Annotated in this window: 20 protein-coding genes; 12 read left to right on the top strand and 8 right to left on the bottom strand. The window is 69.5% G+C overall.

Annotation, left to right across the window (positions count from 1 at the left end; translation table 11 throughout):
- The first annotated feature begins 227 nt into the window (after positions 1-227).
- The 7 genes from ACTOQ1_RS38585 to ACTOQ1_RS38555 all read left to right on the top strand — a co-directional run bounded on the left by ACTOQ1_RS38585 (position 228) and on the right by ACTOQ1_RS38555 (position 6,222).
- Positions 228-494 (top strand): hypothetical protein, encoded by a 267-nt coding sequence (locus tag ACTOQ1_RS38585; protein WP_440073079.1) that lies wholly within the window; start codon positions 228-230, stop codon positions 492-494.
- On the top strand, positions 491-898 hold the full coding sequence (locus ACTOQ1_RS38580; RefSeq protein WP_440073077.1) for an ATP-binding protein: 408 nt from the start codon (positions 491-493) through the stop codon (positions 896-898). Before ACTOQ1_RS38585 ends, ACTOQ1_RS38580 begins: the two co-directional genes overlap by 4 nt.
- Positions 899-902: 4 nt before the next feature.
- Positions 903-1,187, top strand: a complete 285-nt coding sequence (locus ACTOQ1_RS38575) for a hypothetical protein (protein ID WP_440073076.1) — start codon at positions 903-905, stop codon at positions 1,185-1,187.
- A 142-nt stretch (positions 1,188-1,329) separates the two neighbouring features.
- Positions 1,330-2,079: a class I SAM-dependent methyltransferase gene (locus ACTOQ1_RS38570; protein WP_440073074.1), complete on the top strand. Its 750-nt coding sequence runs from the start codon at positions 1,330-1,332 to the stop codon at positions 2,077-2,079.
- Positions 2,076-4,730, top strand: coding sequence for an SUMF1/EgtB/PvdO family nonheme iron enzyme (locus tag ACTOQ1_RS38565; RefSeq protein ID WP_440073072.1), 2,655 nt, complete (start codon positions 2,076-2,078; stop codon positions 4,728-4,730). Before ACTOQ1_RS38570 ends, ACTOQ1_RS38565 begins: the two co-directional genes overlap by 4 nt.
- Entirely contained in the window at positions 4,727-5,011 is a 285-nt protein-coding gene (locus ACTOQ1_RS38560) for a hypothetical protein (RefSeq protein WP_440073071.1), read from the top strand. Before ACTOQ1_RS38565 ends, ACTOQ1_RS38560 begins: the two co-directional genes overlap by 4 nt.
- 98 nt (positions 5,012-5,109) lie before the next feature.
- Positions 5,110-6,222, top strand: coding sequence for a hypothetical protein (locus ACTOQ1_RS38555; RefSeq protein WP_440073069.1), 1,113 nt, complete (start codon positions 5,110-5,112; stop codon positions 6,220-6,222).
- Between the two features lie 654 nt (positions 6,223-6,876).
- On the opposite strand, the gene ACTOQ1_RS38550 is transcribed toward ACTOQ1_RS38555, so the two are convergent.
- A complete protein-coding gene (locus tag ACTOQ1_RS38550) occupies positions 6,877-8,136 on the bottom strand; it encodes a hypothetical protein (RefSeq protein WP_440073067.1) in 1,260 nt (419 codons plus the stop codon).
- Positions 8,137-8,496: 360 nt separating this feature from the next.
- On the opposite strand from ACTOQ1_RS38550, the gene ACTOQ1_RS38545 reads away from it, so the two are divergent.
- Positions 8,497-12,339: a S8 family serine peptidase gene (locus ACTOQ1_RS38545; RefSeq protein WP_440073066.1), complete on the top strand. Its 3,843-nt coding sequence runs from the start codon at positions 8,497-8,499 to the stop codon at positions 12,337-12,339.
- 132 nt (positions 12,340-12,471) lie between these two features.
- On the opposite strand, the gene ACTOQ1_RS38540 is transcribed toward ACTOQ1_RS38545, so the two are convergent.
- Positions 12,472-13,542: a hypothetical protein gene (locus tag ACTOQ1_RS38540; RefSeq protein ID WP_440073064.1), complete on the bottom strand. Its 1,071-nt coding sequence runs from the start codon at positions 13,540-13,542 to the stop codon at positions 12,472-12,474.
- Positions 13,543-13,641: 99 nt separating this feature from the next.
- Between ACTOQ1_RS38540 and ACTOQ1_RS38535 the strand changes: the two genes are divergently transcribed.
- A complete protein-coding gene (locus tag ACTOQ1_RS38535) occupies positions 13,642-14,820 on the top strand; it encodes a hypothetical protein (RefSeq protein WP_440073062.1) in 1,179 nt (392 codons plus the stop codon).
- 4 nt (positions 14,821-14,824) lie between these two features.
- Here ACTOQ1_RS38535 and ACTOQ1_RS38530 read toward each other — a convergent pair whose 3' ends face one another.
- Positions 14,825-15,457, bottom strand: coding sequence for an ATP-binding protein (locus tag ACTOQ1_RS38530; RefSeq protein WP_440073061.1), 633 nt, complete (start codon positions 15,455-15,457; stop codon positions 14,825-14,827).
- 327 nt (positions 15,458-15,784) lie between these two features.
- Here ACTOQ1_RS38530 and ACTOQ1_RS38525 point away from each other — a divergent pair, with 327 nt between their 5' ends.
- Positions 15,785-17,395, top strand: a complete 1,611-nt coding sequence (locus ACTOQ1_RS38525; protein ID WP_440073060.1) for a hypothetical protein — start codon at positions 15,785-15,787, stop codon at positions 17,393-17,395.
- A 25-nt stretch (positions 17,396-17,420) separates the two neighbouring features.
- Here the strand turns inward: ACTOQ1_RS38525 and ACTOQ1_RS38520 are convergent, their stop codons facing one another.
- The 3 genes from ACTOQ1_RS38520 to ACTOQ1_RS38510 all read right to left on the bottom strand — a co-directional run bounded on the left by ACTOQ1_RS38520 (position 17,421) and on the right by ACTOQ1_RS38510 (position 21,363).
- Complete coding sequence (locus tag ACTOQ1_RS38520) at positions 17,421-17,999, bottom strand: GNAT family N-acetyltransferase (RefSeq protein ID WP_440073058.1); 579 nt, start codon at positions 17,997-17,999, stop codon at positions 17,421-17,423.
- A 118-nt stretch (positions 18,000-18,117) separates the two neighbouring features.
- On the bottom strand, positions 18,118-19,356 hold the full coding sequence (locus tag ACTOQ1_RS38515; protein ID WP_440073057.1) for an NAD(P)/FAD-dependent oxidoreductase: 1,239 nt from the start codon (positions 19,354-19,356) through the stop codon (positions 18,118-18,120).
- 60 nt (positions 19,357-19,416) lie between these two features.
- Positions 19,417-21,363, bottom strand: a complete 1,947-nt coding sequence (locus ACTOQ1_RS38510) for an ABC1 kinase family protein (protein ID WP_440073056.1) — start codon at positions 21,361-21,363, stop codon at positions 19,417-19,419.
- A gap of 721 nt (positions 21,364-22,084) precedes the next feature.
- On the opposite strand from ACTOQ1_RS38510, the gene ACTOQ1_RS38505 reads away from it, so the two are divergent.
- Positions 22,085-22,450, top strand: a complete 366-nt coding sequence (locus tag ACTOQ1_RS38505; protein ID WP_440073055.1) for a hypothetical protein — start codon at positions 22,085-22,087, stop codon at positions 22,448-22,450.
- A 110-nt stretch (positions 22,451-22,560) separates the two neighbouring features.
- Here the strand turns inward: ACTOQ1_RS38505 and ACTOQ1_RS38500 are convergent, their stop codons facing one another.
- Positions 22,561-23,103 (bottom strand): hypothetical protein, encoded by a 543-nt coding sequence (locus ACTOQ1_RS38500; protein ID WP_440073054.1) that lies wholly within the window; start codon positions 23,101-23,103, stop codon positions 22,561-22,563.
- Positions 23,104-24,159: 1,056 nt separating this feature from the next.
- Between ACTOQ1_RS38500 and ACTOQ1_RS38495 the strand changes: the two genes are divergently transcribed.
- Entirely contained in the window at positions 24,160-24,369 is a 210-nt protein-coding gene (locus tag ACTOQ1_RS38495) for a hypothetical protein (RefSeq protein ID WP_440073053.1), read from the top strand.
- A 216-nt stretch (positions 24,370-24,585) separates the two neighbouring features.
- On the opposite strand, the gene ACTOQ1_RS38490 is transcribed toward ACTOQ1_RS38495, so the two are convergent.
- Positions 24,586-25,728 carry an ice-binding family protein gene (locus tag ACTOQ1_RS38490; RefSeq protein ID WP_440073052.1) on the bottom strand — a complete coding sequence of 381 codons (1,143 nt, stop codon included), beginning with the start codon at positions 25,726-25,728 and terminating at the stop codon, positions 24,586-24,588.
- Positions 25,729-26,674 lie beyond the last annotated feature (946 nt).

The raw sequence follows: 26,674 nt of genomic DNA, 5'->3' as shown, positions 1-26,674 counted from the left end.
GGTAGGGCTCCCTGTTTGCCTCATGTCCATCCTCCCTTGAGCTGAGCCAACAGTAGCGGCTCGCTAACCGAGAGTCCCGAGCTTGCCGGAAAGCAATTTTGCTCTTTTAGTAGCGCGCTCATCAACATCGATGCATGCTCTATGCGTACGAGCTGTAACCCTCCGCACATGACGGGGTCGCGGCAAGTGCTCAACAGATGCGGAGTTCACGAAGGGCAGGCGATCAGATGAGGGTGTGTGATCTTCAAGGGTGGGGTGGGCTGCTGGTGGAGCTGGCCTGGGAGTTGAACAAGTTGGGGTTCGACTCCGTGGTGCGGTTTCCTCCCGACCAGCAGCAGGCGAGCATGGAAATCTTCCTGCTGCCCGGACAGCGAGGGCCCACGACCGACCAGCGAGACCGCGTCTCGGCGTGCGCCTGGGGCCAAAGGCACGAGCGAGGCACCCGGACCAGGGCGCGGATGGCCTGCGAGCGGATCACGCGGCGGACGCGGTGAGGGCGCTGGGGCTGCTGGGTCAGGTCGAGGTGCCCGCGCAGGTCGCGGCCGTTCCCCGGGCCCGCCGCTACGTCCACGACCTGCTGAAAGGGACCGACCACCCACACATCGACGACGCGCTGCTGCTCGTCACCGAGCTCGTCACCAACGCGATCCGCCACTCCGACTCCGGCCGATGCCCCGATGGCCGGGTCACCATCGCCGTCGCGAACCATCTTGGAACGCTCCACATCGACGTCGTCGACGCCGGATCGACCGGGCAGCGGCCTCGCCTCTGCGCGGGCGTGAGTCCCGACAGCGGTGGAGGGCGCGGGCTCTGGCTGGTGCAGGAGCTGTCCTCGGCCTGGGGTTGGTACGAGACCCTGGCCGGGCGCGTGGTCTGGTTCCAGCTGAGCGGACAGTGACACCGTGGTCAGCTGGGACTACTCGCCCCGCTGCCTCAGCCCGCACGTTCTCCCCGCCCGCTCCCACTGCGAGGAGCTGACCTGGAGCCCTCCGCACGGGGACGGGCAGGCCCGGGTCGTCAGGTGGACCTGCGACTGCGGCGCCCTGTTCTACGAGCTGTGCCAGGCGGGCGGGCTGAGGTTCATCCGCCGTACGCGACAGCATCATGCGATCGACGAGAGTGACCGCTGGCAGGCCCGGGAGGCGGACGCGATGTGGATCGCCCTGCTGCATGGCCTCGTACGGTAATCCACTACTGAATTCGCTCCTATCAAATCCACACCCCTCCAAAAGAGCATGACCAATCTCGCTTTCTGACCGGCCTTGACCCACCTCACCGTCCATTGGACCCTTGGCTTGCCCTGGTGTCTCGGCTTGGAGGGAATGTCTCGTGCGGAGCGATGTCACGCGGGCCCACTACGATCGCCTCGCTGACAAATATGACGAGAACTGGGCATACAGTCCGGAATTCATTCAATGGATGACCGGAAACATTCTCGACCGGCTCCGGATCACCCCGGAGCATCGGGTGCTGGACGTCGGGGGCGGGACCGGCCTGTACGCGCGAGAGCTCGTGGAGCACGCCGAGGTGGTGGTCTGCGCCGACCCCTCCCCCGCGATGCTCGACCAGCTTCCCGCCCATGAGCGTCTGGTCCCACTGCGCGCCGGGGCCGAGGAACTCGCGGAGCAGCGCGTACGGCCTCCGCACGACGGCTACGACGCGATCCTGCTCAAGGAGGTGATCCACCACGTCGCCGATCCGCCCCGGGCCCTCGACGGGCTGGCCCGTCTCCTGCGGCCGGGTGGGCGGATGCTCGTGGTCATGTTGCCGACGAGTATCGACTACCCGCTGTTCGACGCGGCGCTGAGGCTGTTTCGCGAGCGCCAGCCCGATCCTGTCGGCATCGCCGACGCGATGAGCGGCAGCGGTCTCGACGCCGAGCTCACCTACGACGAGTTCCCGCTCACTTTCAGCACCGAGCGTTATCTGCGAATGGTCCGAAACCGCTACATGTCACTGCTTTCCAGCTTCGATGATGCAGAGTTGGAAAAGGGCATCGAGGAAATCCGGGGCAGGCATCCGGGTGCCGAGTTACAGTGCCTCGACCGGTTCGCCTTCGTATTTGGGGTGAAAGCGTGAGCAGTGTGGAGCTCGACAGCCGTCTCTACCAGCTCCGCAACGAGTTGGACGACCACTCCCGTGTCGCCCGTCACCTCGGCCTGGACTTCGAACGGCCGATCAAGTCGCTCGGTGACGGCTATCCCGAGAACGCGATCGCGCTGGTCGGGAAGATCACCGAGCGGATCCTTAAGCAGCTCTGGCGGCACCACAACGTCCCCGGCGACCCGGGTGGGAAGGCCCTGAGCGAGCTGATCAAGGGGGCTCAGCCGCACATCCGCAGCAGTAGCGTCCTCGACTCGCTGCGCGACATCCAGCGCCTGCGCAACCGGTCCACCCACGACGGTTACGAGATCGCCGACGAGGACGGGCTGACGGCCGTACGCCGGTTGCTGGACGTGCTGGCCTGGTTCGGCAGCACCGGCAGCGGCATCCTGACCGGGGACGTGCCCAAGCTCTCCCCCGAGGTGGCGCTCAAGGCGGAGTTTCTCGCCGGGCTCTACCTGACCCTCGACTACAAACCGGTCAAGCGCTTCGAGCTGTCGCGCAACACCGTCTACCAACTCTTTTTTCGCGAACGAGGGCTACGCAGCGAGTACGTCGAGCTGCTGCTCAGCAAGAACGTCGAGGACGTGGCCGCGGTGCTGGAGGCCACCGGCGGTGAGCTGTTGCAGACCCAGTTGCCCAAGCTCACCCGGTTCCTGATCCTGGAAGAGGACGACGTCCCCGTGGTTTCGAGCCCGCTCGGGGAGGACTATCGGATCGTCACCTATGACCGCTTCATGGACGCCTTCGTCGATCTGGACCGGCATCTGGCGGACGTCTTCGGCGCCTACCCGGAGCTGCTCGACCCGGCGGGCCTGACGATATCCGGTGACCTGCTCACCACGGACGAACGTACCGGCGAGCAGCGGATCTCCCGGGTCGGTGCCGCCGACCAGTTGCTGGACGAGGTCGCCTCCTCCGGGGGGAACCTGCTCATCGTCGGCCGTTCGGGAAGCGGCAAGTCGACGCTGCTCAAGCAACTGGTCGCCGGGTCGGCGACGGCGAGCCGGCGCCGCTATCGCTTCTACTTCGACATGAGCCTCAAGGGCCGCGACGAGGAGTTCCAGGAGTTCGTCACGCGCACGCTCGCGCCGTACATGGCCGTCGAGAACTCGTACGTCTTCGACGTCTTCCACTACTTCGCGCGGTCAGGGTCGGTGGCGTGCGCGCTGGATGGCATCGACGAGGCGGTGCCGTCGATGACCCAGGAGGGGTTCCTGGAGCTGTTCACCGAGCTCGCCCAGGTGCTGTCGGCGGAGTCGGCGGTAGTCACGAGCTCGCGGGTCTCCTTCCTTGAGGACTCCCCGCAGGTGCGACGGCTGCTGGACGGCACCGCGCTGGTGTCGGAGAAGCTCGTCCAGCAACTCCACGCACAGGGCGTCAACCCGCTGCGCGTGCCCCGTTTCTCGGCGCTGCGACTCCAGGACGCCACGGACGCCGGGACGCCCCTCGAACTCCGCCTGGCACGCGAACTGGAACTCGACGGCGGCGACGATCGCCCGCACCTCGTCGATCTCGCCTGGCGGCACATGACGCGGGTGGCGGCCTCGGCTGATCTCACCGACACCCTGCCATCGATCGTCACGTACTTCGGCTCGGCCTTCCTGCGTGGCCGTACGACGTTCACGTTCGTCGAGCTCGTCAACGAGCTGGGCATATCGCTCTTCGAGGGAGGGCGGCTGACCTATGACGCCTTCCGGCTGAAGGATTTCTTCCGGCCCGTCGACTCGTCCGGGATCGCGTTCGCGCACTCGGCCTACCAGGAGCTGCTGGCGGCCGAACACCTGCGTGACCCGGCCGGTCGGGAATCAGCCGTCGAGGCGGGTCCGCGCCTGACCGAGCAGGTCCGGGAGTTCCTCTACCGGCGTTCCCGCCAGGCGCCGCAGGCTCCGGCCGACGACTGCGTCCTGCCCGCGGGCGCGTACCTCGTCGGGCCGAGCCACCACCTGATGCTCCGGCGCGTCGAGCGCCCGGTGCGCTTCGACCGCTTCCCCGTCACAGTCGGCCGCTACAACCGCTTCCTGGAGGCCGTACGGGAACACGGTTCGCAGCAGTGGGACCACCCGGACAAGCCACCGGAGTTCTCCCACGAGCCGTGGCAGGAACGCCTTAAGGTGCAGGAGTACTTCACCGACCCGGCGTACGAGAACCATCCGGCGATCTGTGTCAACTACTGGAGCGCCCACGCCTTCGCCCGCTTCGAGGGCAAACGCCTGCCGACCTCCCTGGAGTGGGAGGCCGCCGCGCGGGGTGGCGACGGGCGGCTGTTCCCCTGGGGTGACGACATCGACCTGGACATCGTCAACTGCGCCGACTCGTGGAGCGGACGGCCATTGATCACGTACGAGGCGTGGCGGGAGGAACTCGACCAAGGACGGCTCAGCCAAGCCATGCCGGGACCGGTCGACGCGCATCCAGGCAACGTTTCGCCGTTCGGGGTGCGGGAGATGGCCGGGAACGTCTGGGAGATCACCGGCACGGTCCTGGAGAACCTCAATGAGGTGGTCATCTGCGGTGGCTCCTACGACAACCCGTACCGGGCGTTGCAGGTCTCCTCCAAGGGCCTGTCCCGGCGCCGGGGATGCAGCAACGCGGTCGGTTTCAGATGTGTCGAGGAGCTCGGATGAGCATCGAGGAGACCGCGACGGCGAGCAGCCAGCGATTCGGTCACATCGTCGACCGCATGCCGCTGGGCAGCGGGCACGACGGCCGGCAGGGCACGTACGTGGTCCGCGACATCGAGACCGAGACACACCACTCCTTCATGTACTCCGACATCGTGACCGAAGGGTTCCGTACGATCCGGACCGGCGAGCGGGTGAGGTTCTTGGTCGACCCGGACAATTCGGAACGAGCACGCTATGTCATCCGGCTCGACCTTCCGGACATCGAGGACTACTACCGGTGACCCAGCTGGCGAGACAGGTCGTTGTCGCTGTCTACGAGGCCCGGTTCCCCTCCACACCCGAGTGGGCACCCGGGCCGCTGGTCCTCCAGCATCGGCAGATGCGCTCCACCGCCGAGGCACGCGGCGAGTACTACAGCGACAAAGCCACCCGCGTCCTGTACGGGCGAGACGATCGCCCCCGCCGCTGGCACGACCCCGTTCACCGCGTCGTCGGCGATGTCGAGGTCCTGGGCGTCGAGGCGCTGCGGGCATCCGACGAGCCGGACGCCTGCGGGCTGGTCGCCATTCACCTGCGGCCCAGGCGAGGGGCACCCATATCGCTGCTGCGTGGCCTGGCCGGTCGCCGGGACGCACCGCCCGTCGGCTTCGACCCGCAGTCCCTTGTCGAGGGTCAGGCGAAGATCGAGCCCGGACGTCCTTTCACGGTCTGCTTCGTAACCTCTGGTGGCAGAGGACTCCCCCGTCTCTATCGCCAGCCCAGATACTGGCGCTGGTCGGTGACACATCAGTGGCTATGGTCCCTGGCCTCGCGTACCACCCTGGCGGACTATCCACCCGACCCTCAGAACCTCGAACCGGCCGACAGCGAGATCATCAGGCTCTCCGTCGACTGGCACGCCGCTGTCCTGCGCGACGGTGTGGGCGTGATCGGCGTCCGCACCGATGACGGGGCCGAGGATCGGTTCTTCGGGTACGGGGAGTTATATGTGCGCTCCATCTATCTGGATGCCCTCATGCTCGGTCTGCTCCAGAACCAGGGGCTCAGACATCTTGAGGAACACAGTGTGGCCGCGCTCGACTCCACCCGTCCGGAGGCGATGGCCGAGTTGGAACGGGAGGTCGGTTCCTTCCGGCGCCGCCTGTGGGCCCAGCACCTCACCAGCCACGGCATCCCGAACCGGCTCCTGACCGCCTACCAGCGCCAGCACGGTCTCCGTGAACGCTTCGAGCAGATTCTGACCGAGATCAGCGACGCCAACCGGCTCACCCGCGAAGACGAGACCCGCCACGTCAACAGCGCAGTAGTGGTATTCACCCTCGTTACCGTTCCGGCCGGAATCGCGCTCGCACTGCTTCAGGTGGTGGAACCGGACGACCCCTGGTTCTACGCCTCCGTGGGCGCGGCTTTCGTCATTTTGACGGCCCTGCTCCTACGCACCCGCTCCGCACGCGTCGCCCTCCGAGCGCTACGCCGCCGCTTCACGGCGTAGGGGAACACAGGTTGTCAGAGCAGGTCCGTAAGGGCATCCTGGCTCGTACGCAGCCTCGCTATTTGAAAATTCACAGCGTCTCGATCCTTGCCTTGCTGGAGTTCCTCAACCCACGCCATCAACTTCTGACAGCGGTTAGGAACCCCAAGCACGCACGCTTTCCCTGGAGGGTTCCTAACCCCAGACAAACAGCCACGGGGTCAAACCGGACACTTTCTAGTATGGACTTGGCTACTTTCCGCTATATGGCCAGCTCGCGAACCGTTTCACCCCGGTCTCCGGACCGGTCTCATTGCGGGTGGTAGGTGTCGTGCAGAACCCAGCCCTCCACGTCCAGGTTTCACCCCGGTCTCCGGACCGGTCTCATTGCGGGGTCACGGTCTCGTAGCGGGCGGTACTGCTGGTGACGCACGTTTCACCCCGGTCTCCGGACCGGTCTCATTGCGGGCACGAGGCGGGGATGAGTGTCCTTGGTGTGGACTGGTTTCACCCCGGTCTCCAGACCGGTCTCATTGCGACACGGCCTTCGTCGGCGCGGTCACCTCGCACTTCGGTGTTTCACTCCGGTCTCTTGACCGGTCGCATAGCGGCTGCCAAGTTCCCAGGACCTCAGCGTCGTCGCCTGCCGGTTTCACTCCAGTCTTCGGACCGGTCTCATTCAGTCACCACCCCGCCCGTCGGCCCTGGACGGGTGCCACGGTTTTGATAGCGCCACACCAAGGCGGGCAGCCAGGGAGCGACGCCGATGACGAGCAGCAACGCCAGCAGCGGTGTGCGCCACCACGGCGAGATGGTCGCCGGGGGCGGGGCAGGAGGTGACGCCACCCAGGGGCGGGCCGTCTTCGACCAGGCCAGGAAGGCGTCGCCGATCGGGAGCACGCCGAAGGCGTACCTCTTCGTCCACGGGGTGTCGATCGGGAGGCCGGCCAGTTCGCCGTAGTTCGCCAACGCCTCGGCGAGGGGGGCGTCGCCGTGGATCTGGGCGGTGCTGAGGGCGACCGCGGTCGCCGAGAGGCTCACGCCGAGCGGGAGCGGGCCGGAGTCGACGTCAGCCTGACCGTCCATGCCGACGGGATACTCACGTACGGCCGGGCCGAGGCCAAGTGGGGTGACGACGTAGTGGTCGCGGAAGCGCCGGTACTGGTCGGCGGCGAAGGCCGGGTCGATCTCGACGAGGAAGCGCTGGCCGAGGCTCTGCGAGCTGCCCCTGGCCACCTCGGCCGGGGCGCCGGTGCCGGGTTCGGCCTCGTGCGGGAGCAGGCGGGTGCGGGGATCGAGCCGCTGGCGTACCGCCTGGAGCCAGCGGTCGGCGGTACCGGCATACCGGGGTGGCAGCAGCGTGTCGTGCAACCGTAGCGACGCCATGGCCACGGTCGAGTCGACCGGCCACGCCTGTCCGGGGTAGGCCTCCAGGTAGGGCGACTCCGACGCGGCGAACGCCTCGCCGAGCGCGGCGGAGTCGTCGGCGAACCGGCGCAGCTCGGCCGGGTCGCGTCGCGCGAGCGGTTGCAGGGCGAGCGTCCCGCCGCGCAGCCAGTTGGTCCAGCCTCGATAGAAGACGCCGTGTGGCGGGGTGAGGTCCGCGCTGAACGGGGCCCGGCCGGACGGCGACTCCAGCCGGGCCAGTGCCCAGCGCGCCTCGCGCAGTGCCGCCGACCGCTCGCCCTCCGGTGTGCGCATGCCGAGCTCGACCCAGCTCAGGCCGTACAGCGCGTGCAGGAAGAAATAGCCCTCGGGGAACAGGTTCTGCGCCTGGTCGCCCGCTCCCCCGTCGAGTGCCGCGCGCAGGAACGTCAGCTGCCGCTGGACCCCGGGCGGCTCGCCGGTCGTGCCCGCGGTGGCCGGTACGACGAGCCGTACCGCGCCCAGCAGCGCGCAGACGCCGACCGCGACGGCGAGCACCCGTCGCAGCATCCGGCCCACCCTCGGACGTGTTCTCGGGGGCGGTGTCACCTGCGCCGTGGAGGGCGGCTTGAGCATCTGTTGATCTTAGTTCGGCGCGCGGTCAGGGACATGGCCGAGTGGGCGAAAGGACGATCAGGTGGGTGCTTCGCCGGGGTGACCGGTCATGTTCCGGGCCGCCGCTCGGGACCTCGTTCGGGATGTCGTTCCAGGACGTCCGGTCGCGCCGTCCGTGGTTTCCTCGGCCGCCATCTCCCTGTCGGGATTACGACATGTCCTAAATTAGCCATACGGGATTGTTGATATACGCCCGTTTTATCCCGAATCATGGCCCTTGATCTTTTGTACCATCGCCACTTCGGGAGAAACTCCTTGCACGGCACTCCCCCCAGGAGGCACGGGCTGCTCGCCCTGGCCTCCGCGCTCACGGTTCTCCTCGCGGCCTCACCGGTATCGGCATCCGCCGGCGCGACGACCCCCGTGAAAGCCTTCGCGCGAACGTCCGCGACCGCCTCCGCGACCGCTCCCGGGGACACCCCGGCGAAGCTCGCCGAGACCGTCAAGGCCGCCGGAACCGCCGGGACCCCGCTCACCGTCACCCTCATCACCGGGGACAAGGTCACGCTCGCGCGGATCGCCGGCGCCCTGACCGTCGTGTCGATCACGGGCCCGGACGGCGGGCGCGTCGGCGCCCGGGTCAGCACCGTCGACGACAACCTCTACGTGTATCCCGACTCGGCCGCACGGTACGTCGGCGCGGGGCTCCTCGACGAGGGGCTCTTCGACGTCACGCGGCTCGTGGAGTACGGCTACGACGACGCGCGCAGCGACCACCTCCCCCTGATCGTCACCTACACCGACGACGCGGTGGGCAGACGCGCAGAGAAGGTGCCGGGCGGGGCGGAGAAGGTCCGTACGCTCAGCAGCATCCAGGGCGCCGCGCTGTCCGCGGACCGTGACGGCGCGGCGGGCTTCTGGGCCTCGCTCACCGGGTCGGACCCGCGGGCGGAGTCGCGTACCGCGACCGGCGTTCCCTCCCTCACCTCGGGGATCGCCAAGGTCTGGCTCGACGGCAAGGCCAGGGCGAACCTGGCCGACACCGTCGCGCAGACCGGCGCGCCCGAGGTGTGGGCGGCCGGGAACACCGGCGAGGGGGTGAAGGTCGCCGTCCTCGACACCGGGGTCGACGCCGACCACCCCGACCTCAGGGACCGGGTGAAGAACACCGCCACCTTCGTCCCCGGCGAGGACGTCAAGGACCACAACGGTCACGGCACGCACGTGGCCTCGACGATCGCCGGCACCGGCGCCGCCTCCGCGGGCCTGGAGAAGGGCGTCGCCCCCGGCGCGGACCTGCTGGTCGGCAAGGTCCTGGACAACCTGGGCAGCGGCCAGGACTCCTGGATCATCGCGGGCATGGAGTGGGCCGCCCGCGACCAGCGCGCCAAGATCGTCAACATGAGCCTCGGCGGCGGGCCCACGGACGGCACCGACCCGCTCAGCCAGGCCGTCAACGAGCTCAGCGCCGAGACCGGCGCGCTGTTCACCATCGCGGCCGGCAACTCAGGGCCCGAGGAGAGCACGGTGAGCGCGCCGAGCACCGCGGACGCCGCGTTGTCGGTGGCCGCGGTGAGCGTCGCCCCGAAGGGCACGGCGCTGGCTCCGTTCTCCAGCCGGGGCCCCCGCGTGGAGGACTACGGGCTCAAGCCGGAGATCTCCGCGCCGGGCGTGGACGTGCTGGCGGCCAGGTCGCAGTACGCGGCCGGGGGCGAGGGCTCGTACCAGACGATGAGCGGCACCTCGATGGCCACCCCGCACGTCGCGGGAGCGGCGGCCCTGCTGTCGAGGACCCACCCCGAGTGGACCGGGCAGCAGCTCAAGGACGCCCTGGTCAGCAGCAGCAAGCTCCTGCCGCAGTTCAGCGCCTACCAGGTCGGCGGCGGCATGCTCGACGTCGCGGCGGCCACGCGCAACACCGTCTTCGCCACCGCCACCGCCCACGTCAAGGTCCGGTGGCCCTACGCCCCCGGCCAGAAGGGCGAGCAGCCGGTCACCTACACCAACCTCGGGGAGAACCCGGTCACCCTCGACCTCGCGGTCACCGGCGGGGCACCCGAGGGCCTGTTCGACCTGTCCGCGGCCCAGGTCACGGTACCGGCGCGCGGCACCGCCACGGTGAACGTGGTCCTGAACGTCGACCGGGCCGAGCTCGACGGCCACCTCAGCGCGCGGCTCGACGCGAGGGACGCCGAGGGCGCCCTGCTGGCCCACACCGCGATCGGCTTCTACAAGGAGGGCGAGCGGGCGAAGCTCACCGTGCACGCCAAGGACCGCGCGGGCAAGCCCCTCGCCGGGGACCTGCTGATCTCCCGGGACCTGCCCAACGGGCACCAGACGTTCGAGTACCACGAGGTCGGCCCGTCCGGCACCGCCGAGCTGCGGCTGCCGATCGGCGACTACGCCGTCTGGATGTGGGGCGACGTGGAGGGCGTCAACGGCGCGTACTCCCTGGGCAGAGTCCTGCTCGCCAAGCCGAAGATCTCCCTCACCCGTGACGTGGAGATCACCCTGGACGCCTCCACCGCGCGCCAGGTCAGGTCCGTCCTGCCGTCCGGCAGGGACCAGGCGCGGACCACGACGATTGCCAGGATGGACTTCTACCGGGGGTTCGGCAACGGCGCCGTGAGCGACTCCTACCTCCTCGGCGTTCAGCACGACAGCCTCTGGGTGCAGCCCACCGGCAAGAAGGTCACCGACGGGCAGCTGACGTTCGCCGCGCGCTGGCGCGACGAGCAGCCCCGCCTGGCGGTCTCCTCCGAGACGCACGACTTCGACGACCTGCTGATCCAGACCCGTTCCAAGCCGCTGCCCGAGGGACGCTGGACCTACGGCTCGGTCTTCGCGGGTGAGGGGTCCGCGGCGGAGTTCGCCTGGGTCAAGGCGTCGGGCAAGGTCGCCGTGGTGCGATGGAGCGAGTCCGTCACCCCGGAGGCGCAGGCCGACGCCGCGGCGAGGGCGGGGGCGAAACTCCTGCTGATCGTCAACCCCGGTCGCGGCCGGCTCGACGCCTGGGACGCGGTGCAGACCGACGCCCCGCTGGCCGTGGCGTCGATCACCCGCGACGAGGGCGAGCGGCTCATCGCCCGCCTCCAGCGCGGTTCGGTGCCGCTGCGCGTCGTCTCCCACCCGACCGTCGCCTACCTCTACGACCTCGTCCACAAGTGGGAGGGGGCCGTCCCGGCCGACCCGACCTACCGGCCCCGGAAGGACGACCTGGCACGCGTCGACGTCTCGCTCGACAACTACCGGCAGCAAGCGGCCGTGGAGATCCGCATCGACCTCCAGGACGGCCTGCGCTCCGGGTTCAGCGGTTACACCAGCGCGCTGCCCGCACAGAGCAGGCGTACCGACTGGGTCTCCACCGACGACTCCGTCCGCTGGCACGAGTCGCTCTACGTCATCCCCGACGAGACCCAGCAGCGCTCGGACATCCTCACCTACAAGGGCGGTACGACCAGCGAGGCGCGGTGGCTCGGCCCGGTCCAGCGGCCCCGGATGAACACGGCGTCCCTGCTGCCGACCCGCGCGGGCGACGGGCTGGTCGCCATCGTGCCCTCCTGGGGGGCCTCGGGCGGCAGCCACGCGGGTGAGGCGCTCTTCAACCCGAACGCCACGCAGACCCTCTCGCTCTACCAGGGCGACACCCTCGTGGAGCAGGCGAAGACCGAACGGCTCGACCGTACGCTGATTCTGGCGCCGATCGTCAGCCCCGACCGGCTGCCCTACCGCCTGGTCAACGAGGCGTCCCGCGACGCCTCGGTGTACCCGTACTCGACGCGCACCCTGACCGAGTGGAACTTCACCTCGGGGTACGTCGAGAGCAACTCGACCAGGGACCTGCCGCTGATCCAGCTCGACTACGACGTCGACGTGGACCGGGCGGGCCGGGCCGGCCGCCGGGCCGAGCTCACCGTCACCCCGCTGCACCTGCCGTCGGTGGTGGACTCGGGCCGGATCGGCACCGCCACCCTGGACGTCTCCTACGACGACGGCGCCACTTGGAGCAGGGCGAGCCTCGACCACGGCAAGAAGGGCTGGACGACGAAGCTGCGCGCCCCGGGCGACGCCCGTACGGTCACCCTGCGCGCCGGCGCCCGTGACAGCGCGGGCAACAGCGTCACCCAGACCATCGTCCGGGCCTTCGGGCTGAGGTAGCCGGAGAGGACGCCTTCGGGCTGAGGTAAGCGGAAACGGACGAGCCCGGCGGGCGAACCGGCTGGATCAACCGGCCGGTTCACCGCCGGGCCCGGCGCGCGGGCGCCCGAATTCACGAGGTCGTTCGGATCCTCAGCCGCCGAACGCGGGATAGCCCGGCAGTCGAGGGACGTCCCAGCCGCCGGCGACCTCCCGGAGCAGCAGCCGCATCGTCTCCGAGAAGGCCGGGAACTCCTCCAGGGTGCTCGCCATCTCCCAGCGGTGCCTCAGCAGCTGCCGCAGCGTCGGGACGGGACGCCGGACCCTGTGCGTCGGCCCGTCCTTCGCCATGCGCGGGATCAGCTCGGTCGTCATATACACCGTCCAGAGCGCGACCGCCCGCCGGATCCCGGGCTGCCAGATCTCGTCCTCGACCAGTTCCGGGTACGCCTCGACGACCTCCGCGCGGTAGGTGTCCTCGATCTTCTCCGCCAGACCGGGGGGCAGTGTGAAGACGCACCAGCAGGTGGCGAAGGGCATCCGGCAGTACGCGGCCGTCATGAAGACCGGCTGGTAGCAGGCCGACTCGAAGTCGAGCAGCCGCAGGCCGTCCGGGGTGAGCAGGTTGTTGTCCGGGCAGGTGTCACCGGGGGTGAAGGCGAGATACTCGTCCGCTCCCGTCGCCGCGATCCGCCCCAGCTCACCCGCCAGCTCCGGCGGCGCCTCGATCCCGATCCCGGCGAGCGCCGAGGGGAACCCGGCCGCGTACCGTACGGTCCACGGATCCTCGTCCCAGGACGGCACGCCCCTGCCGTACCGGGCCGACAGGGAGGCCAGGTCGGCGCGCCGGTGCACCGACGCGGCGGACAGCCGCCCGAGCCCGCGCGCCCAGGCCGAAAGGCCGTCCAGGGCGGCCCGCGGATCGTCACCGAGCAGCACGTCCGCCAGGGTCGGCGCGGACCCGAGGTCCTCCATCACCAGCAGCGGGACCGAGTCGTCCACGCCCAGCAGTCCGGGGCCGGCCAGCCGCAGCGAGAGCCCGGCCGCCTCCGCGGCGAAGGCGCGCAGTCCCTCGGGCTCAGTGCCGAACTTCTTGACGACGACGCTGCCGCCCGAAGCCGTCCGGCAGCGCAGGACGACGCTGCGCGGGCTGCCCCCGAGGTCCACCGGATCGGACAACTCGACGCCCACCACTTCGCCCGCAGCGCGCAGGATCGCATCCATCCCGGCATTCTGCCCTTCGCGAGCCGGGCGAGAAAATCCTTATCCGGCCGGGGAGGGAAACCCGTTGAAGGCCGCGGCCTCGGCTGGCACCCTGCCAGGGTGCCGACACCACCTGTGGATCCTCCCGCGACGAGCTTTCCACTGCCCGATCGGGCTCACCTGGAGGTGCTGCTGGCGAAGGCCTTCGGGGTGCCGGTGGCGCTCGGCCGCATGGAGCACCTGGCCCCGTGGGCGGTCCTGCGCGCGTACCCGGCCGACCCGAAGCCCGGACCGCACGCGCACTCCGCCGGCCCGGAGTCCGGGCTCCCCTCCTCGGTGATCGTGAAGTGGCTGCGCAGCGATCCGTCCGGGCTGCGCATGGACGCGAGACAGGTGGTGACCGAGCGGGCCGCGCTGCGCTTCCTCTCCGAGGACCTCGGGCTCGACCTCGCCCCCAGGGTGCTGGCCGACGACATGGCGGCGTCGCTCCTGGTCCTGGAGGACCTCGCTCCCCGCACGCCGCTGGACCGGGTGTTACGCCGCGAGGGCGCGGTGCCTCCACCGGCGGGGCTGGCGGCCTTCGCGCGGGCGCTGGGCGAGCTGGGCGCGGCCACGGCCGGGCACGCGGAGCCCTATCTCGCGAGACGACCGGCCACGGGCCTCGGCCTCACCTGCTCGGACGCCGACGCGTGGCGGCGGGCCGTGGAGCACGCCGCGGGATTCGGGGCCGCGCTGCCGGGCCGGGCCGGGACCGAGCTGGCGGGGCTGCTGGCGGAACTCGCCGATCCGGGCCCTTTCCTGGCGTTGACCAACGGGGACGCCGAGGCGAACAACTTCCTGACGGCGGACGGCGACGGGCGGCTGATCGACTTCGAGTTCGCCGGCTACCGGCACACCCTGACCTCGGCCGTGTGCCTGTACGTGCCGGGCCCGGCGTGGCTGACGGTGTCCGACCCGGTCGCGACCGGCCTGGAGGCCGGTTACCGCCGCGCGCTGGCCCGGGGCGTACCGGAGGCCGACGACGACCACCTGTTCGGCTTCGGCCTGGCCGCGGCGTGCCTGACCTGGGCCGCCTGCCGCCTCACCCGGTTCCCGACGCTCGACGCCCGGGCGCCGGGCGAGAACAGCCGGCTTCAGCTGATCTTCACCCTGGACGCCGCGGCGTCGACCGCCGAGAACCATCGAGCCCTGCCCCACCTGGCCGGATGGGCCCGCCGGGCGGCACAGGCACTGCGCCGCCGGTGGCCGGACACGGACGTGGACCGGGCGGCATACCCCGCGTACACCCCGCGCGGGTGAGGGATCACCCGCGCGTCGCGTGAGTCCGGGAGTACGTGTACGGCCGCGAGGGCAGCACGTCCGGGATGTGCCAGGCGGACGGCAGGGCCCAGCGGCCGAAGACGACCTTTCCCCCGTCCTGTGACCGGTAGTGCCCCCACTCGTCGGTGCACATGCCGACGAGCCACAGGCCCCGGCCGCTCTCGTCGTCCTCCCCGGCGTCGGTGACCTCGGGCGAGCCGTCGCAGCCGTCCCAGACCTCCGCGAACAGGCCCGCGGTGGTGAGGCGGAGCCGCAGGAGGATCGGGTCCGGGTCGGCGGTCCGCGCGCGGGCGCAGGCGGGCGGACAGGCGGCGGTGTGCGGGTGGCGGCCGGAGGCGGACGGGCAGGTGTAGCCGTACGGGACGGGCGGGGTGGCGGTGGCCTTGATGGCGTTGGTGGTCATCTCGGAGACGACCAGGACACAGAGGTCGGACAGTTCTTCCAGGCCCCACGCCAGCAGTCGCGCGCGGGTGAAGTCGCGCGCCTGGGCGGCCGCGGCCGGCTGCGCCGCCAGCCACAGCTCGTTCGCGTCCAGGGACAGGTGGTCGGCGGTGTCCGGATCAGGGTGAAACGGTGAGTGCATCGGTCCCGGCCGTTCGACGGGGAGCACGGTCATTGATGGCTCCAGGGAAGTTCAACGAAGGTTCGGTCGCGCGTCCCCGGCGCAGAATGGGGACGCCCCCGCCCGAGCGCTGAGACCACACGAATCCGACGGCTCCGGCGTTGTCTCAACCCTGCTGTACGGAGCGTGCTGGAAACAGGCGACGACACCGAGTCTGTTCGTCACTCTCAGGGGTCACATCGCGCCTCAGAGCGACGGCATTGCAGGGAGCGGTGATCTGATCGCCGGTTTCTGTACTCGGCCGTCACCGAACGTGAGCGACCAGTAACGTTCAGCCCGAAGAATCGCCGCCGGAGAACCCGCCGGGAGGGGGCCGAGCCGATGCCACGTGCACCGCGCAGCGTCAAGCAACAGATGGACGCCTTCAGCGCTGAGCTTCGCGAGCGCGGTTTCACGTGGGCCGAGGTCGCCGCTGAGTTCAAGCGACGTTGGCGCCTGAACTCCCGCCAGGGCTTCCGTGAGGCGCATCGCCTGACACAAGCCAAGGTCTGCCATCTATGGAACGAGTACTGGCCGAACGAGCCACTGACGACCCGAAAACTCGGGTCGTGGGAAGCGTGGCCCGGCCCCACCGGCAACGAGCCGCCGATCGCCGGGCTCAACCGGCTGGCCCGCATCTACCAGTGCCGCACCGCCGACCTGGTCGACGGTGAAGACCACCGCGATGCCGACGAGCACAACACACCGGCCGTCCGGTCCCGGGGGCGGGCGCTGGTGGCGGCCGGGGCGGCGGGCAGCCTCGGCCCCGAGGACATCCGGGGGGTGCTGGCCGCCCTGCCCACCCTGCCCACGGGACCCGTGCCGTTCGGGACCTCCCGCGACGAGGAGTACGACGCCCTGGTGCGGGCGCTCGCCCAGTGGGCGGCGACCATGAAACGGCGCGACGTCCTCGCCCTGATCAGGGCCGCCGCCGCCGCGGCGGCGGCCTCTCCGCTGCTGGCCCGGCTCAACGACGACGAGCTCGACCGGCTCGCCCTGATCGCCGCCGAACCGTCCCGGGTGGACGAGGCCACCGTCGACCACATCGACGCGGTCCTGCACCACTGCATGCGGCAGGAGGACACCCTCGGCCCCCAGTCGGTGCTGGGGACCGTGCTCGCCCAGCACCACCTGGTGCGGTCGCTCATCCCGGCCGCGTCGAACGACGAGGTGCGCGAGCGGTTGCTGTCGCTGCTGGCCAACATCTGCAGGTTCACCGCCTGGGTGCTGTTCAACCTCAACGACTTCAACGGGGCGAACCACTACTACGAGCAGGCCAAGGTGGCCGCGCACCAGGCCGACGACGACGCGATGAACAGCTTCGTCCTGGCCAACTGGTCACAGCTGGCGACCTGGCGGGGCGACCCCCGCCAGGGCGTCGAGCACGCGCTGGGGGCGCTGGCCTGGGGGCATCGCGCCAACAGCAAGCTGCTGGTGTCGTACGCGTGCGACGTGGGCGCCCGCGCCTACTCGGCGGTGTTGCGCCGCTCGGCCAAGAACGACCGTCACAAGGACCACGCCCGGTGCATGACCAGCCTCGACCAGGCCCGCCGCGAGCTGGGCCACGCGGGCGAGGGCGACGTGGGGGCCAAGCTTCTCTACTTCTACGGCGACGGGCAGTATCTGTCGACCAGGACCAAGTGCCTGCTGGACATGGGTGACGCCCAGACCGCCGTCGAGATGGCCGCGCGGTCTCTGGCCCGGATCGATCCGGCGTTCGTCCGCAACCTGGCGTTCAGCCGCCTGGATCTGGCGCGCGGACACCTGCGGCTGCGCGCCATCGACGAGGCGTGCGAGCAGATCGGCGAGGCCGCCCGCCTCACCTGCAAGAACACCTCGCCGCGGCTGGCCCGCTCGGTGGTGGAGGTCCGCGAGACGCTGAATCCGTGGGCGAGGACCCGCCAGGTCGCCGCCCTGGACGAGAAGCTGCACACCTTCCAGCTCATCGCCTGACGGCTTTCCCGCTCATCGCGATCGATCAGCGCGCCCCTGGCATCTCCTCAAGCACCAGGATCTCGAAGACCGGGGCGGGGATCGGCGGGTCCATCAGCTTTTCGGACACCTTCCGCCATCCCCACCTCCGGTAGACCTCCCGGGTCCGCACGGCCTTGGGCTGCACCGAGAGCGTGGCCCGCTCGGCCCCGGACCCGGAGAGCAGCTCGTCGTGGATCCGGTGCCCGATCCCGGCACCTCGCCAGTCGGGCAGCACCCCGTAGTCGACGACGACGAACGTCCTGCTCCCGGTCTCGGCCGCGAACTCCTCGCCGACCGGGTCGGCCAGCGCGCTCCACCAGCGGGTGTCGGCCGGCAGCAGGTGGCCGTACCCGAACCCGACGAACTCCGCCCCGGACCGCGCGGTGGTCAGCCGGAAGCCTGGCCGGTCGGCCAGCCGGGGGAAGTAGGAGCGCTGGTTGGCGAACTCCGCGGCGTTCCCGTCGAACGGGGGCAGCGAGAACACCGCCTCGTAGAGATCGCAGATCGTCCCGGCCAGCGCGAGCGCCTCCCGGCGGCCGTGTGTCTCTATGGTCAGCTTGCCGGTGGGGGCCGTGTCGGTCATGCCCGTCTCCTCGCCTTCGTCTCACCACCCTCCTCAGAAGGGCTTTTACCCGTGGACGGGCGTGGTAGCCGCTCCGGTTCATGGGAGGGGGTGAGAGCGAGGGGACGGCGGGGGCGGGTCAGCTCTTCGCGAGGTCGGCCAGCGGTACGGAGAGGTCGGTGAGCCGGTCGGGGGCGACGGTCGCGCCGCCGCGGATCAGCTCCTGCGCCGGCGAGATGCCCTCGTCCCACTGGTTGACGTGCATGCCCGCCACGACACGTCCGCCGGAGAGCCAGAAGGCGTGGAAGGCCTCCGATTCCAGGTCTCCCCGGATGACCACGGAGTCGTATCCCCCGGGCGCGAACCAGCCGGAGAACTCCATGCCGACGTCGTACTGGTCGGTGAAGAAGTACGGCGGCCTGTCGTAGACCACCTTCTGGCCGAGCATGGCCCTGGCCGCGGCCACTCCCCCGTTGAGGGCGTTGGCCCAGTGCTCGACGCGGATGCGGGTGCCGTACAGGGGGTTGAACGCGTTGGCCACGTCACCGGCGGCGTAGACGTCGGGGTCGTCGGTGCGGAGGGACTCGTCGACGAGGATCCCGTTGTCCACGGCCAGGCCCGCCCGCTCGGCGAGTTCGGTGTCGGGACTCACGCCGATGCCGACGATCACGATGTCGGCCGGGATCTCCTCGCCGTCGTGGGTGGCGACCGCGCGGACGTTCCCGGGGCCGAGGAGCCCGGTCACCTCGCGGCCGAGCCGTACGTCGACGCCGTGGCGCCGGTGCACGTCGGCGAAGAAGGCGCCCAGCTCGGGGCCGAGCGCGGCGTGCAGCGGCACCGCCCTCGGCTCGACGACGGTCACCTCGCAGCCGTACTCCCTGGCGGCCGCGGCGGTCTCCAGCCCGATCCAGCCCGCGCCGACGACGACCACCCTCCTGCCGCCGCCGCGGACGGCCTCGCGCAGCCGCTCCGAGTCGCCGAGACTGCGCAGGTAGTGCACGCCGTCCAGGTCGGCGCCGGGTACGTCGAGGCGGCGCGGGGAGGAGCCGGGGACGAGCAGCAGCTTGTCGTACCGGACGCGCCGCCCGTCGTCGAGCTCCACGTGGTGCGCGACCCGGTCGAGGCCCGTCGCGCGGCGCCCGAGCAGCCGCTCCACGGAGTTGGCGGCGTACCAGTCCTCGTCGTGGACATAGAGCTTGGCCTTCTCCTCCTTGCCGAGCAGATAGCCCTTGGAGAGCGGGGGTCTCTCGTAGGGGAGCTCGGTCTCGGCGCCGATCAGCGTGATCCCGCCCTCGAAGCCCTCGTCGCGCAGGGACTCCGCCGCCTTGGCACCCGCCAGGCCCGCTCCGACGATGACGAACGTCTGCTCGGTAGTCATGGGTTCCTTCCTATCCGATTCCCGCGCCGGTTCCAACGGTCGCGGGAGGCGGCGGGCCGTTCACCCGTTCCTTCGGAAGATGACCACCAGTACCCGCAGCCCCAGGATGGCGCTGACGAGCAGGAGGTTGTAGCCGACGAGCTGGTGCAGCCCGACCCCAGGGGTGACGCGCGGGCCGGTGTCGGCCCCGAGCAGCAGCGCGGCCATGAGACCCGTGGTGGCCGCCAGCACGGTGAGCAGCACCTGGTGGAGCATCCCGGTGACGTGCCGCCGGTCGCGCTCGTCGGAGAAGAGGCGCACGTTCAGGCTGAACCGGCCGTGCTCGGCCGCGTCGGCGATCCGCTCGATCCGGCGGGGCAGGCGGCGCACCATGGGAAGCAGGCCGAGCACCTCCCGGGTGACCTCGTCCCGTACCCGCTGGTGGTCGGGGCGTTCGGTGAGGTGACGGAGCGAGAACACGCGTGCCTCGGTGACGATGTCGAACCCGGGGGCGAGCCGGGCGAGCGTGCCCTCGACCGTCGCCAGGGCCCGGAACACCGCGGCCACCTCGGGCGGGAGGGACAGGCCGTGCGAGGAGACGATCCGGAAGAGCCGGCCGAACATCCGCACGTCCGGGGCGGTACCGGCGAGCAGGTGCCGGGCCATGAACCGGCCGAGCTCGCGTTCCAGCTCGCGCTCGTCGATCTCGTCCGGCCGCGGCACCACCTCCAGCAGGGCGTCGCTCACCCCGAGCGGGTCCCCCCGGTCCATCGCGCCGAGCAGGCGCCCCAGCGAGGCGCGCAGCGAGCCGTCGAGCCGCCCCACCGAGCCGAAGTCGAGCAGCGCCAGGCGCCCGTCGGCGAGGAGCATGAGGTTGCCCGGGTGAGGATCGGCGTGAAACACCCCGTGCACCATGATCTGGCGCAGCAACGTGTCGAGCAGGGTCCTGGCGAGCTCCTGCCCGGCCTGCCCACCGGGCGCGGCGGACCCCAGCGGGGTGCCGTCCAGCCATTCCATGACGAGCACCCGCCGTCCGGACTGCTTCGGGTACGGCACCGGCACGTGCACCGGCTCGCCCGCGGAGACCGCCGCCACGGCGGCCATGTTCCCGGCCTCGATCCGGAAGTCGAGTTCCTCCCGCAGCGCGTCGGCGAATCCTCTGGACAGGGCGGCGACGCCGAACGCGCGCCCCCAGCGGGTGCGTCGTTCGAGCGAGTGGGCGAGGCGGTCGATGATGTCGAGGTCCTGCTCGACCACGGTGGCGATCCCCGGGCGCTGGACCTTGACCACCACCTCCTCGCCCGTCCGCAGCCTGGCGCGGTAGACCTGCGCGATCGAGGCGGCGGCGAGCGGTTCGCGGTCGAAATCGGCGAACGTCTCCTCCACGGGCCCGCCCAGCTCGGCCACGAGCACCGGCTCGATCTCCGTCCACGGCGCCGAGGCCGCGCCGTCCTGCAGCAGGCGCAGCTCCTCGACGAACTCCACCGCCAGCAGGTCGCTCCGGGTGGACAGGATCTGGCCCAGTTTCACGAACGTGACCCCGCCGTCGTCGAGGGCCTCACGCAGCGACCTGGCCAGCCGGGCCCTGCTGGAGGGCGCACCGAGGTCGGGGTCCCGGCCGCGCAGGTACGGTCCGAGACCGTGCCGTACGAGGATGCGCGTGATGCGGAGGTAGCGGCGCGAACGGATCAGGTGGCGGCGCAGCCTTCCCGCCAGCTCCAGTGGTCCCGGCAGCGATCCGGACGGCATCAGGGCCTCGGCGATCACCAGGGGTACCAGCCCGGCGAGCAGGGCGCAGACCACGGCGAGGATGAAGAACCAGATCGGGGTGACACCGGGGTCGTCCGGGGCCACCGTCCCCGCGAACGCCTTCATGAGCGGCCCGGCGATCAGGACCACGAATGTTCCGGCCAGCAGCGTGCGGACGATCCCGAACCGCAGGTCGAGCAGGCGCCGCGCGGCCACCGTGAACGCGGTCACCAGGACCAGCACACCGATCACGAGCGTCAGGGTCGTTAGAAGGTCCACATTCGTTCCGTTCGCTCCGCCGCGTTCGTCGTGTGGGTGAGGTCTCGGCACGCTCCCCGGCCCGTGGCGCGGACCGTGGAACGGGGGTGCGGTTGACGGCGAACAGACTAGATCACCCGTTTTGAGAACGAGAGAGTCCCGGGCGGGTCGAAACGGCCCGGCGAGTGGCCTCGCGGACCGGAGAGGACACCCGACACCTTCGGATGACAGGGCGAGGAAATTTTCATTTACCCTGCCGGAAACGGAATTCGATCCCCCCTCAAAGGAGGGCGTATATATTTTCCACGCCATCAAGATCGCGCCGCCGACGGAGATATCGACGAGCTCCGTCCATGGCGCGCTTTTTTGATAAGGAGCATGCCGTATGCCATTGAAGCGACGATTCGCCCGAGTCACGGTCAACTGCGCCTTCGCGGTGGCGGCCGTCCTGAGCCTCGGGGCCTTCTCTCCCGTGCCGCCGGGCATTCCGGACAATCCGCCCGCGCCCCAGCCCGCGGAAGCCGCGCCCCAGCCCTGGGAGGTCACCCCACGGTCGTGGGAACCCGCACCTCAGCCGGGGGAGGTCGCACCGCCCCCCAGGCCCACCGTACGCGCTCTGACGGCCGCCGAGATCCGGGAACAGGGGCTTGATGAATACATCGACATGTCCCGCCAGAGGGAAACGGTTCCCAGTATTATCGACACGTCCCAGGGTAAATTCACCAGCAATCTTCTTACTCCCGTGAAGCGGACGGGAACCGTCGGTCCCGCCAATCTCGCGACAGGCTGCTGGTATCTCACGACGACGTACGGGTATCCCGCTCTCCAGGGAAGCGCCTATCACACCTGGTGCGGCGACGGCTTCCAGATCACGTACACCTCGGCCGGCTGCACCGGGAGCACGAGCCTTCCCACCTACATCTACGAGGGCTGCCAGAACATCCAGGCCTACGGGGTCGGCTGGAACGTCTGGGACGTCATCGACAGATGGCGTTTCTGCACGGCCTACAGCCGTTTCACGGGCGTGTGCTCCGCCCGGATATACCCGTGGCAGAAGAACCGCTACGGCGCCGACGGCCAGGTCTGGCTCCTTGGCTGGGGCAACTAGGACGGTGTCCTGAGTTCGGGTCTGCAAGTGTGCTGGAAATTCCGGATCCATCCCCGGGACGGCGCCTCGCAGATGAATCCACACCCTGACGATCCGGACCACGAGCAGGCCTAAGGTGCCACGGCCAGTTTCCGTGTTCCAAGGGGCCCGAAGTCGTAGACCGTGTTGTTCACCTGCAGTCCGTCGATCGCGCCGATGAAGGCGGTGTCCATGCTGAACCCAAGACTCAGCGTGATCACCGCATCCGGCAGCGCGGCCTTGAGCTCGTCGAACGAACACGGAGAAGCCAGAGTGCAGTTGATCAAAGCGCCCGTCGCCCCGGTGGCGTACCACTGGCTGCCGGCCGCGCCGGCGTCGTACTGCTGCCAGGTGTTGGGCAGCCGGGGGTCGGGAGCCGAAGGGCTGGTAGAGGTGTCAGGCAGATAGATCAAGGTCGCGTAGTCCGCCGAGCCCATGTTGGGATCGACCTCTATGCTCAGCCCCGGCACGGAGACCTCGGCCGGAGAGTCGGTGCCCGCGAACGCCCAGTACCTCAAAATCGTGAGATCACTGATCGACAACTCCGCGAAGTCCGTCTCGTTGCCGAAAGTGATCTTATCCGGGCTGTCTCCGACGATGATTCCCAGGCTGCCGACGCCATAGGGCGGCGGCACGGTGGCCGAGGAGCCGGTGACGGGATCTCGCTCATACGGGCCGACACGGTAAACGGCGCTCGGTCCGCCATCCGATTCGCGACCGATGACGCCCCACGTGTCGGTGCAGCAGATGGTCGCTCCCGGAGGTCCCTGAAGTCCCGTCTCTCCCCGCGGCCCTGCGGGCCCTGTCGCGCCCGTCGCGCCCGTCGCACCCGCAAGTCCTTCCGGTCCTACCGGACCGATCTCCCCTTGCGGCCCTACCGGACCCATCGCACCGGTCGCACCCGCCGGACCCTCGGGCCCTACCAGACCGACCTCTCCCTGCGGCCCTACCGGACCCGTCGCACCCGTCGCACCTGCGGGTCCCACCGGGCCTTCCGGCCCTGCGGGCCCTACCGGACCCATCGCACCGGTCGCACCCGCCGGACCCTCGGGCCCTACCAGACCGACCTCCCCTTGCAGCCCTACCGGACCCGTCGCGCCTGTTGGTCCTGCCGGACCGGTCTCCCCCTGCGGCCCTGCGGGCCCTACCGCGCCCGTCGCACCGGTCGCACCCGTCGGCCCCTCCGGTCCTACCGGACCGACCTCTCCCCGCGGCCCTACCGCGCCCGTCGCACCGGTCGCACCTACTGGCCCCTCGGGTCCTGTCGCACCGGTTGCGCCCGCCGGCCCTTCCGGTCCTGCCGGACCGATCTCCCCCCGCGGCCCTGCGGGCCCTACCGGACCCGTCGCACCTTCCGGTCCTTCGGGCCCTGTCACACTGGCTGCGCCCGGCGGCCCTTCCGGTCCTGCCGGACCGACCTCTCCCCGCGGCCCTACCGGACCCGTCGCACCGGTCGCACCTACTGGCCCCTCGGGTCCTGTCGCACCCGTCGCACCTGCTGGTCCTTTTGAGCCGGTGGCTCCGGGCAGGCCAGTCTCACCTGCGGGACCTTCTGGGCCCCGAGGGCCGTACGGGCCGGTTCGACCCGTTGCGCCCTTGGACCCTTTCCTGCCTTTCGGTCCGCGTGGGCCACGCGGGCACACGCAAAGCTTGCCCTTGCACCTGCATGGCCTGCAGCATCTCTTCCGGCAATGACCTCTCGCATGGACGTGCGGCCTTCGGGAGGCGGCGACGGGAGGGCAGGACGAGACCGGCTTTCCCTCCTTGACCTGTGCGATCAGGTGAATACCGACCGATTTTTCCTTGAGCATGTTTATCGGCACTTGAAACGACGTAAAGAAAAAAACACCAACGAGAACTACCGCAATACCCCGATTTCGGGCGCACCTGCCAAGCCGTGAGATCACGACATGTCTACTATCGCTGGAATTCATGTCATTCCGTGTCGTTCGGGGCCCCAAGGGCAGCCTCTGTGACGCATGGGCAGTGATCATGGGATACCCGATAAATGCTCCGGAATACATTGACCTGGCCGTCGAACCGTAAATTAACAATATAATGACGGGAAAGCGATGGAGAGCAGCCCATCGAGGTTCGCATTCATGACCACAGGGACTTCATGGTGCGATCTTCGGCCTGCGGGTCATTGAATTCACAGTGAAAGTGTCCGGCGCATTCTTCGGGCGAAGGCGGGAAATCCTCAGGGGGTCGTCGGCGACCGTTACGTCCGCAGAGGGCCGGCGCGGCGAGCAGGCCGTACGCTCCGCCGTCGTGGACAGCACCCTGGCCTGAGGCTCACCGCCACACGCCGGCCCACATCCCTCTATCAGGCAGAAGCCCTGGGAGTCGACGGCCTGGATGAAGACCGGTGATGTGCTGCCGTCCAGTTCGGTCGTACCGGGGAAGACGGCGACGATCTCATGCACACCTTCGGAGAGAGGGGCGACGGTCAACTCGGCGTGGCCTGTGCCGTCGAGTTGGGCCGTGCCCAGACTTACTCCGTCACCGAAGAATTCGACCGGGCCGGTGGGGACGATCCCGCTCGGAGACCTCACCGTCGCGGTGAAGGTGATCGGGCTTTGCTGGCTGATGGCGCATGACGAGTTCACCGTGGTGGTGGTGGACCTGTCGGAAGGATCCGCGCAGGCGGACAGGGTGATGGTGTCCGTGTCCAGTGTGACGGTGCCGTTGTGCGCCAGGGTTCGACCGTCCACGGTCACACCGCTGCCCACAGTGATCGAGGTCAGCGCGAGGATGTCGCCGGAGAAGTCGGTATTGGCTCCCAGAGTGGACGAGCTGCCTACCTGCCAGAAGACGTTGCATGCCTGCGCTCCCCCGGCGAGGGTCACCGTGCCGGCGGCCGCGGTGACAAGGGTGGAGGCGGCCTGGAAGATGAAGACCGCGTCGGGGTCGCCCTGGGCGTCGAGCGTCACGTTTCCCGTGATCTGAAATGTGCCCGCGGCGGAGTCGTAGACGCCGGGGGTCACGGTGGTCCCACCGAGCTGTGTCGGGATGGTGGCGTCAGGAGCGCGGGAGGCGGCGTCGTTGTAGGCGGCGAGCTGATCCGTCTGAGCCTGTGCGGCGGCGGCGTCGGCGGCGTGGAGGGTTCCGATCACGGTGCCGGGCGGGAAGCCGGTCACCGTGGCGCTCGGGCTGACCCCCAGATCTCCGGTGACGACAGTGGACCCGGTGTTCGTGACAGAGGCCCCGCCCAGTACCGCGAAGTCGGCGGCCGTGCCCAGCGCGACCGGTGTCGCCAACGCTTTCGCGGTACACGGTGTCGCGGCGATGCCTCCTGTCGCGATCAGGACCGCGAGGGCCCACACCCGCAAGGAACCGACGATGTTTCTCGGTACGAGGCGAGGGCGACCGGCATCTTTCATCAAACTGCCCTTTTCCTTTGGTACGGCTCAGCTCAGGCACATTACCGATGACGCGCCATATCCTCCGACCTTACTAATCGGCATTTCGGCTCCCTGTCGCCCGACATGCGAAAGACAAAGACTTGGCGCCATTTCTAGGGAAAAGATGAAATCGCCATGTGATCCAGTGGCACCTTTAATCGTCCGCGCACCGAACAATGGTCTTTTCCGGCATTCCACCACGAACGAGCCAATATCCTCATGAGGTGGAAACAGGCCACCGGGTGACCGCTTACAGCGCACACGGAGCTGCGCGGAGGAGCGAGAAGGCATCACGATCCAGGGCCTGTTCGAGGTCCGGCTCGTCGGGGCGTGGGCTCGCCTGCGCGGTGCGGTCCGGCCTCGGCGGAACACCTCGACGGAGCACCTCGGCGGAACACCTCGGCGGAGCACCTCGACGGAGCACCTCGACGGAGCACCTCGGCGGGACACGGAGCACGGCGCGTGGTGATCTCACCGATGCCGGGCGGGCCGTGGGCGAAGCCCGTCTTCCACCGGACGAGCGGGGTCCGATCCCGGAAGGGCTCCGTGGCGAGTGCGAACAGCCCGGTCAGGCGAAGGGGAGCAAGACGCGGGCCCCAGGCCGAACACCGACGGCTGCGGCGCCGGCGCAAGGCCCTGCCGGCACGCCGCGCAGAGCAGAGTGGTTGCACGGGACCATCGGCTACGGAAGGTCTTTAAATCCGTAATAGTGCACCTTCAGCCGCGAGTGTGCATTCCTGCGCAGAAGGAAGCGTCGACTGTTTCTAGTGTCCGTGGTGTCCGAACGGCACGACCCCTCACC

It is taken from the genome of Streptosporangium sp. OZ121 (assembly GCF_051918885.1).
GTDB lineage: Bacteria > Actinomycetota > Actinomycetes > Streptosporangiales > Streptosporangiaceae > Streptosporangium.
Note: the sequence above shows the minus strand (reverse complement) of the source record. Positions and strands in the feature narration are given on the sequence as shown.

What these genes read in the sequence shown, in the direction of transcription:
- ACTOQ1_RS38585 (WP_440073079.1), top strand. Translation starts at nt 228, where the DNA reads ATGAGGGTGTGTGATCTTCAAGGGTGGGGTGGGCTGCTGGTGGAGCTG.
- ACTOQ1_RS38525 (WP_440073060.1), top strand. Translation starts at nt 15,785, where the DNA reads ATGCCACGTGCACCGCGCAGCGTCAAGCAACAGATGGACGCCTTCAGC.
- ACTOQ1_RS38555 (WP_440073069.1), top strand. Translation starts at nt 5,110, where the DNA reads ATGCGCTCCACCGCCGAGGCACGCGGCGAGTACTACAGCGACAAAGCC.
- ACTOQ1_RS38540 (WP_440073064.1), bottom strand. Translation starts at nt 13,542, where the DNA reads ATGGATGCGATCCTGCGCGCTGCGGGCGAAGTGGTGGGCGTCGAGTTG.
- ACTOQ1_RS38550 (WP_440073067.1), bottom strand. Translation starts at nt 8,136, where the DNA reads ATGCTGCGACGGGTGCTCGCCGTCGCGGTCGGCGTCTGCGCGCTGCTG.
- ACTOQ1_RS38495 (WP_440073053.1), top strand. Translation starts at nt 24,160, where the DNA reads ATGACCTCTCGCATGGACGTGCGGCCTTCGGGAGGCGGCGACGGGAGG.
- ACTOQ1_RS38530 (WP_440073061.1), bottom strand. Translation starts at nt 15,457, where the DNA reads ATGACCGTGCTCCCCGTCGAACGGCCGGGACCGATGCACTCACCGTTT.
- ACTOQ1_RS38520 (WP_440073058.1), bottom strand. Translation starts at nt 17,999, where the DNA reads ATGACCGACACGGCCCCCACCGGCAAGCTGACCATAGAGACACACGGC.
- ACTOQ1_RS38515 (WP_440073057.1), bottom strand. Translation starts at nt 19,356, where the DNA reads ATGACTACCGAGCAGACGTTCGTCATCGTCGGAGCGGGCCTGGCGGGT.
- ACTOQ1_RS38560 (WP_440073071.1), top strand. Translation starts at nt 4,727, where the DNA reads ATGAGCATCGAGGAGACCGCGACGGCGAGCAGCCAGCGATTCGGTCAC.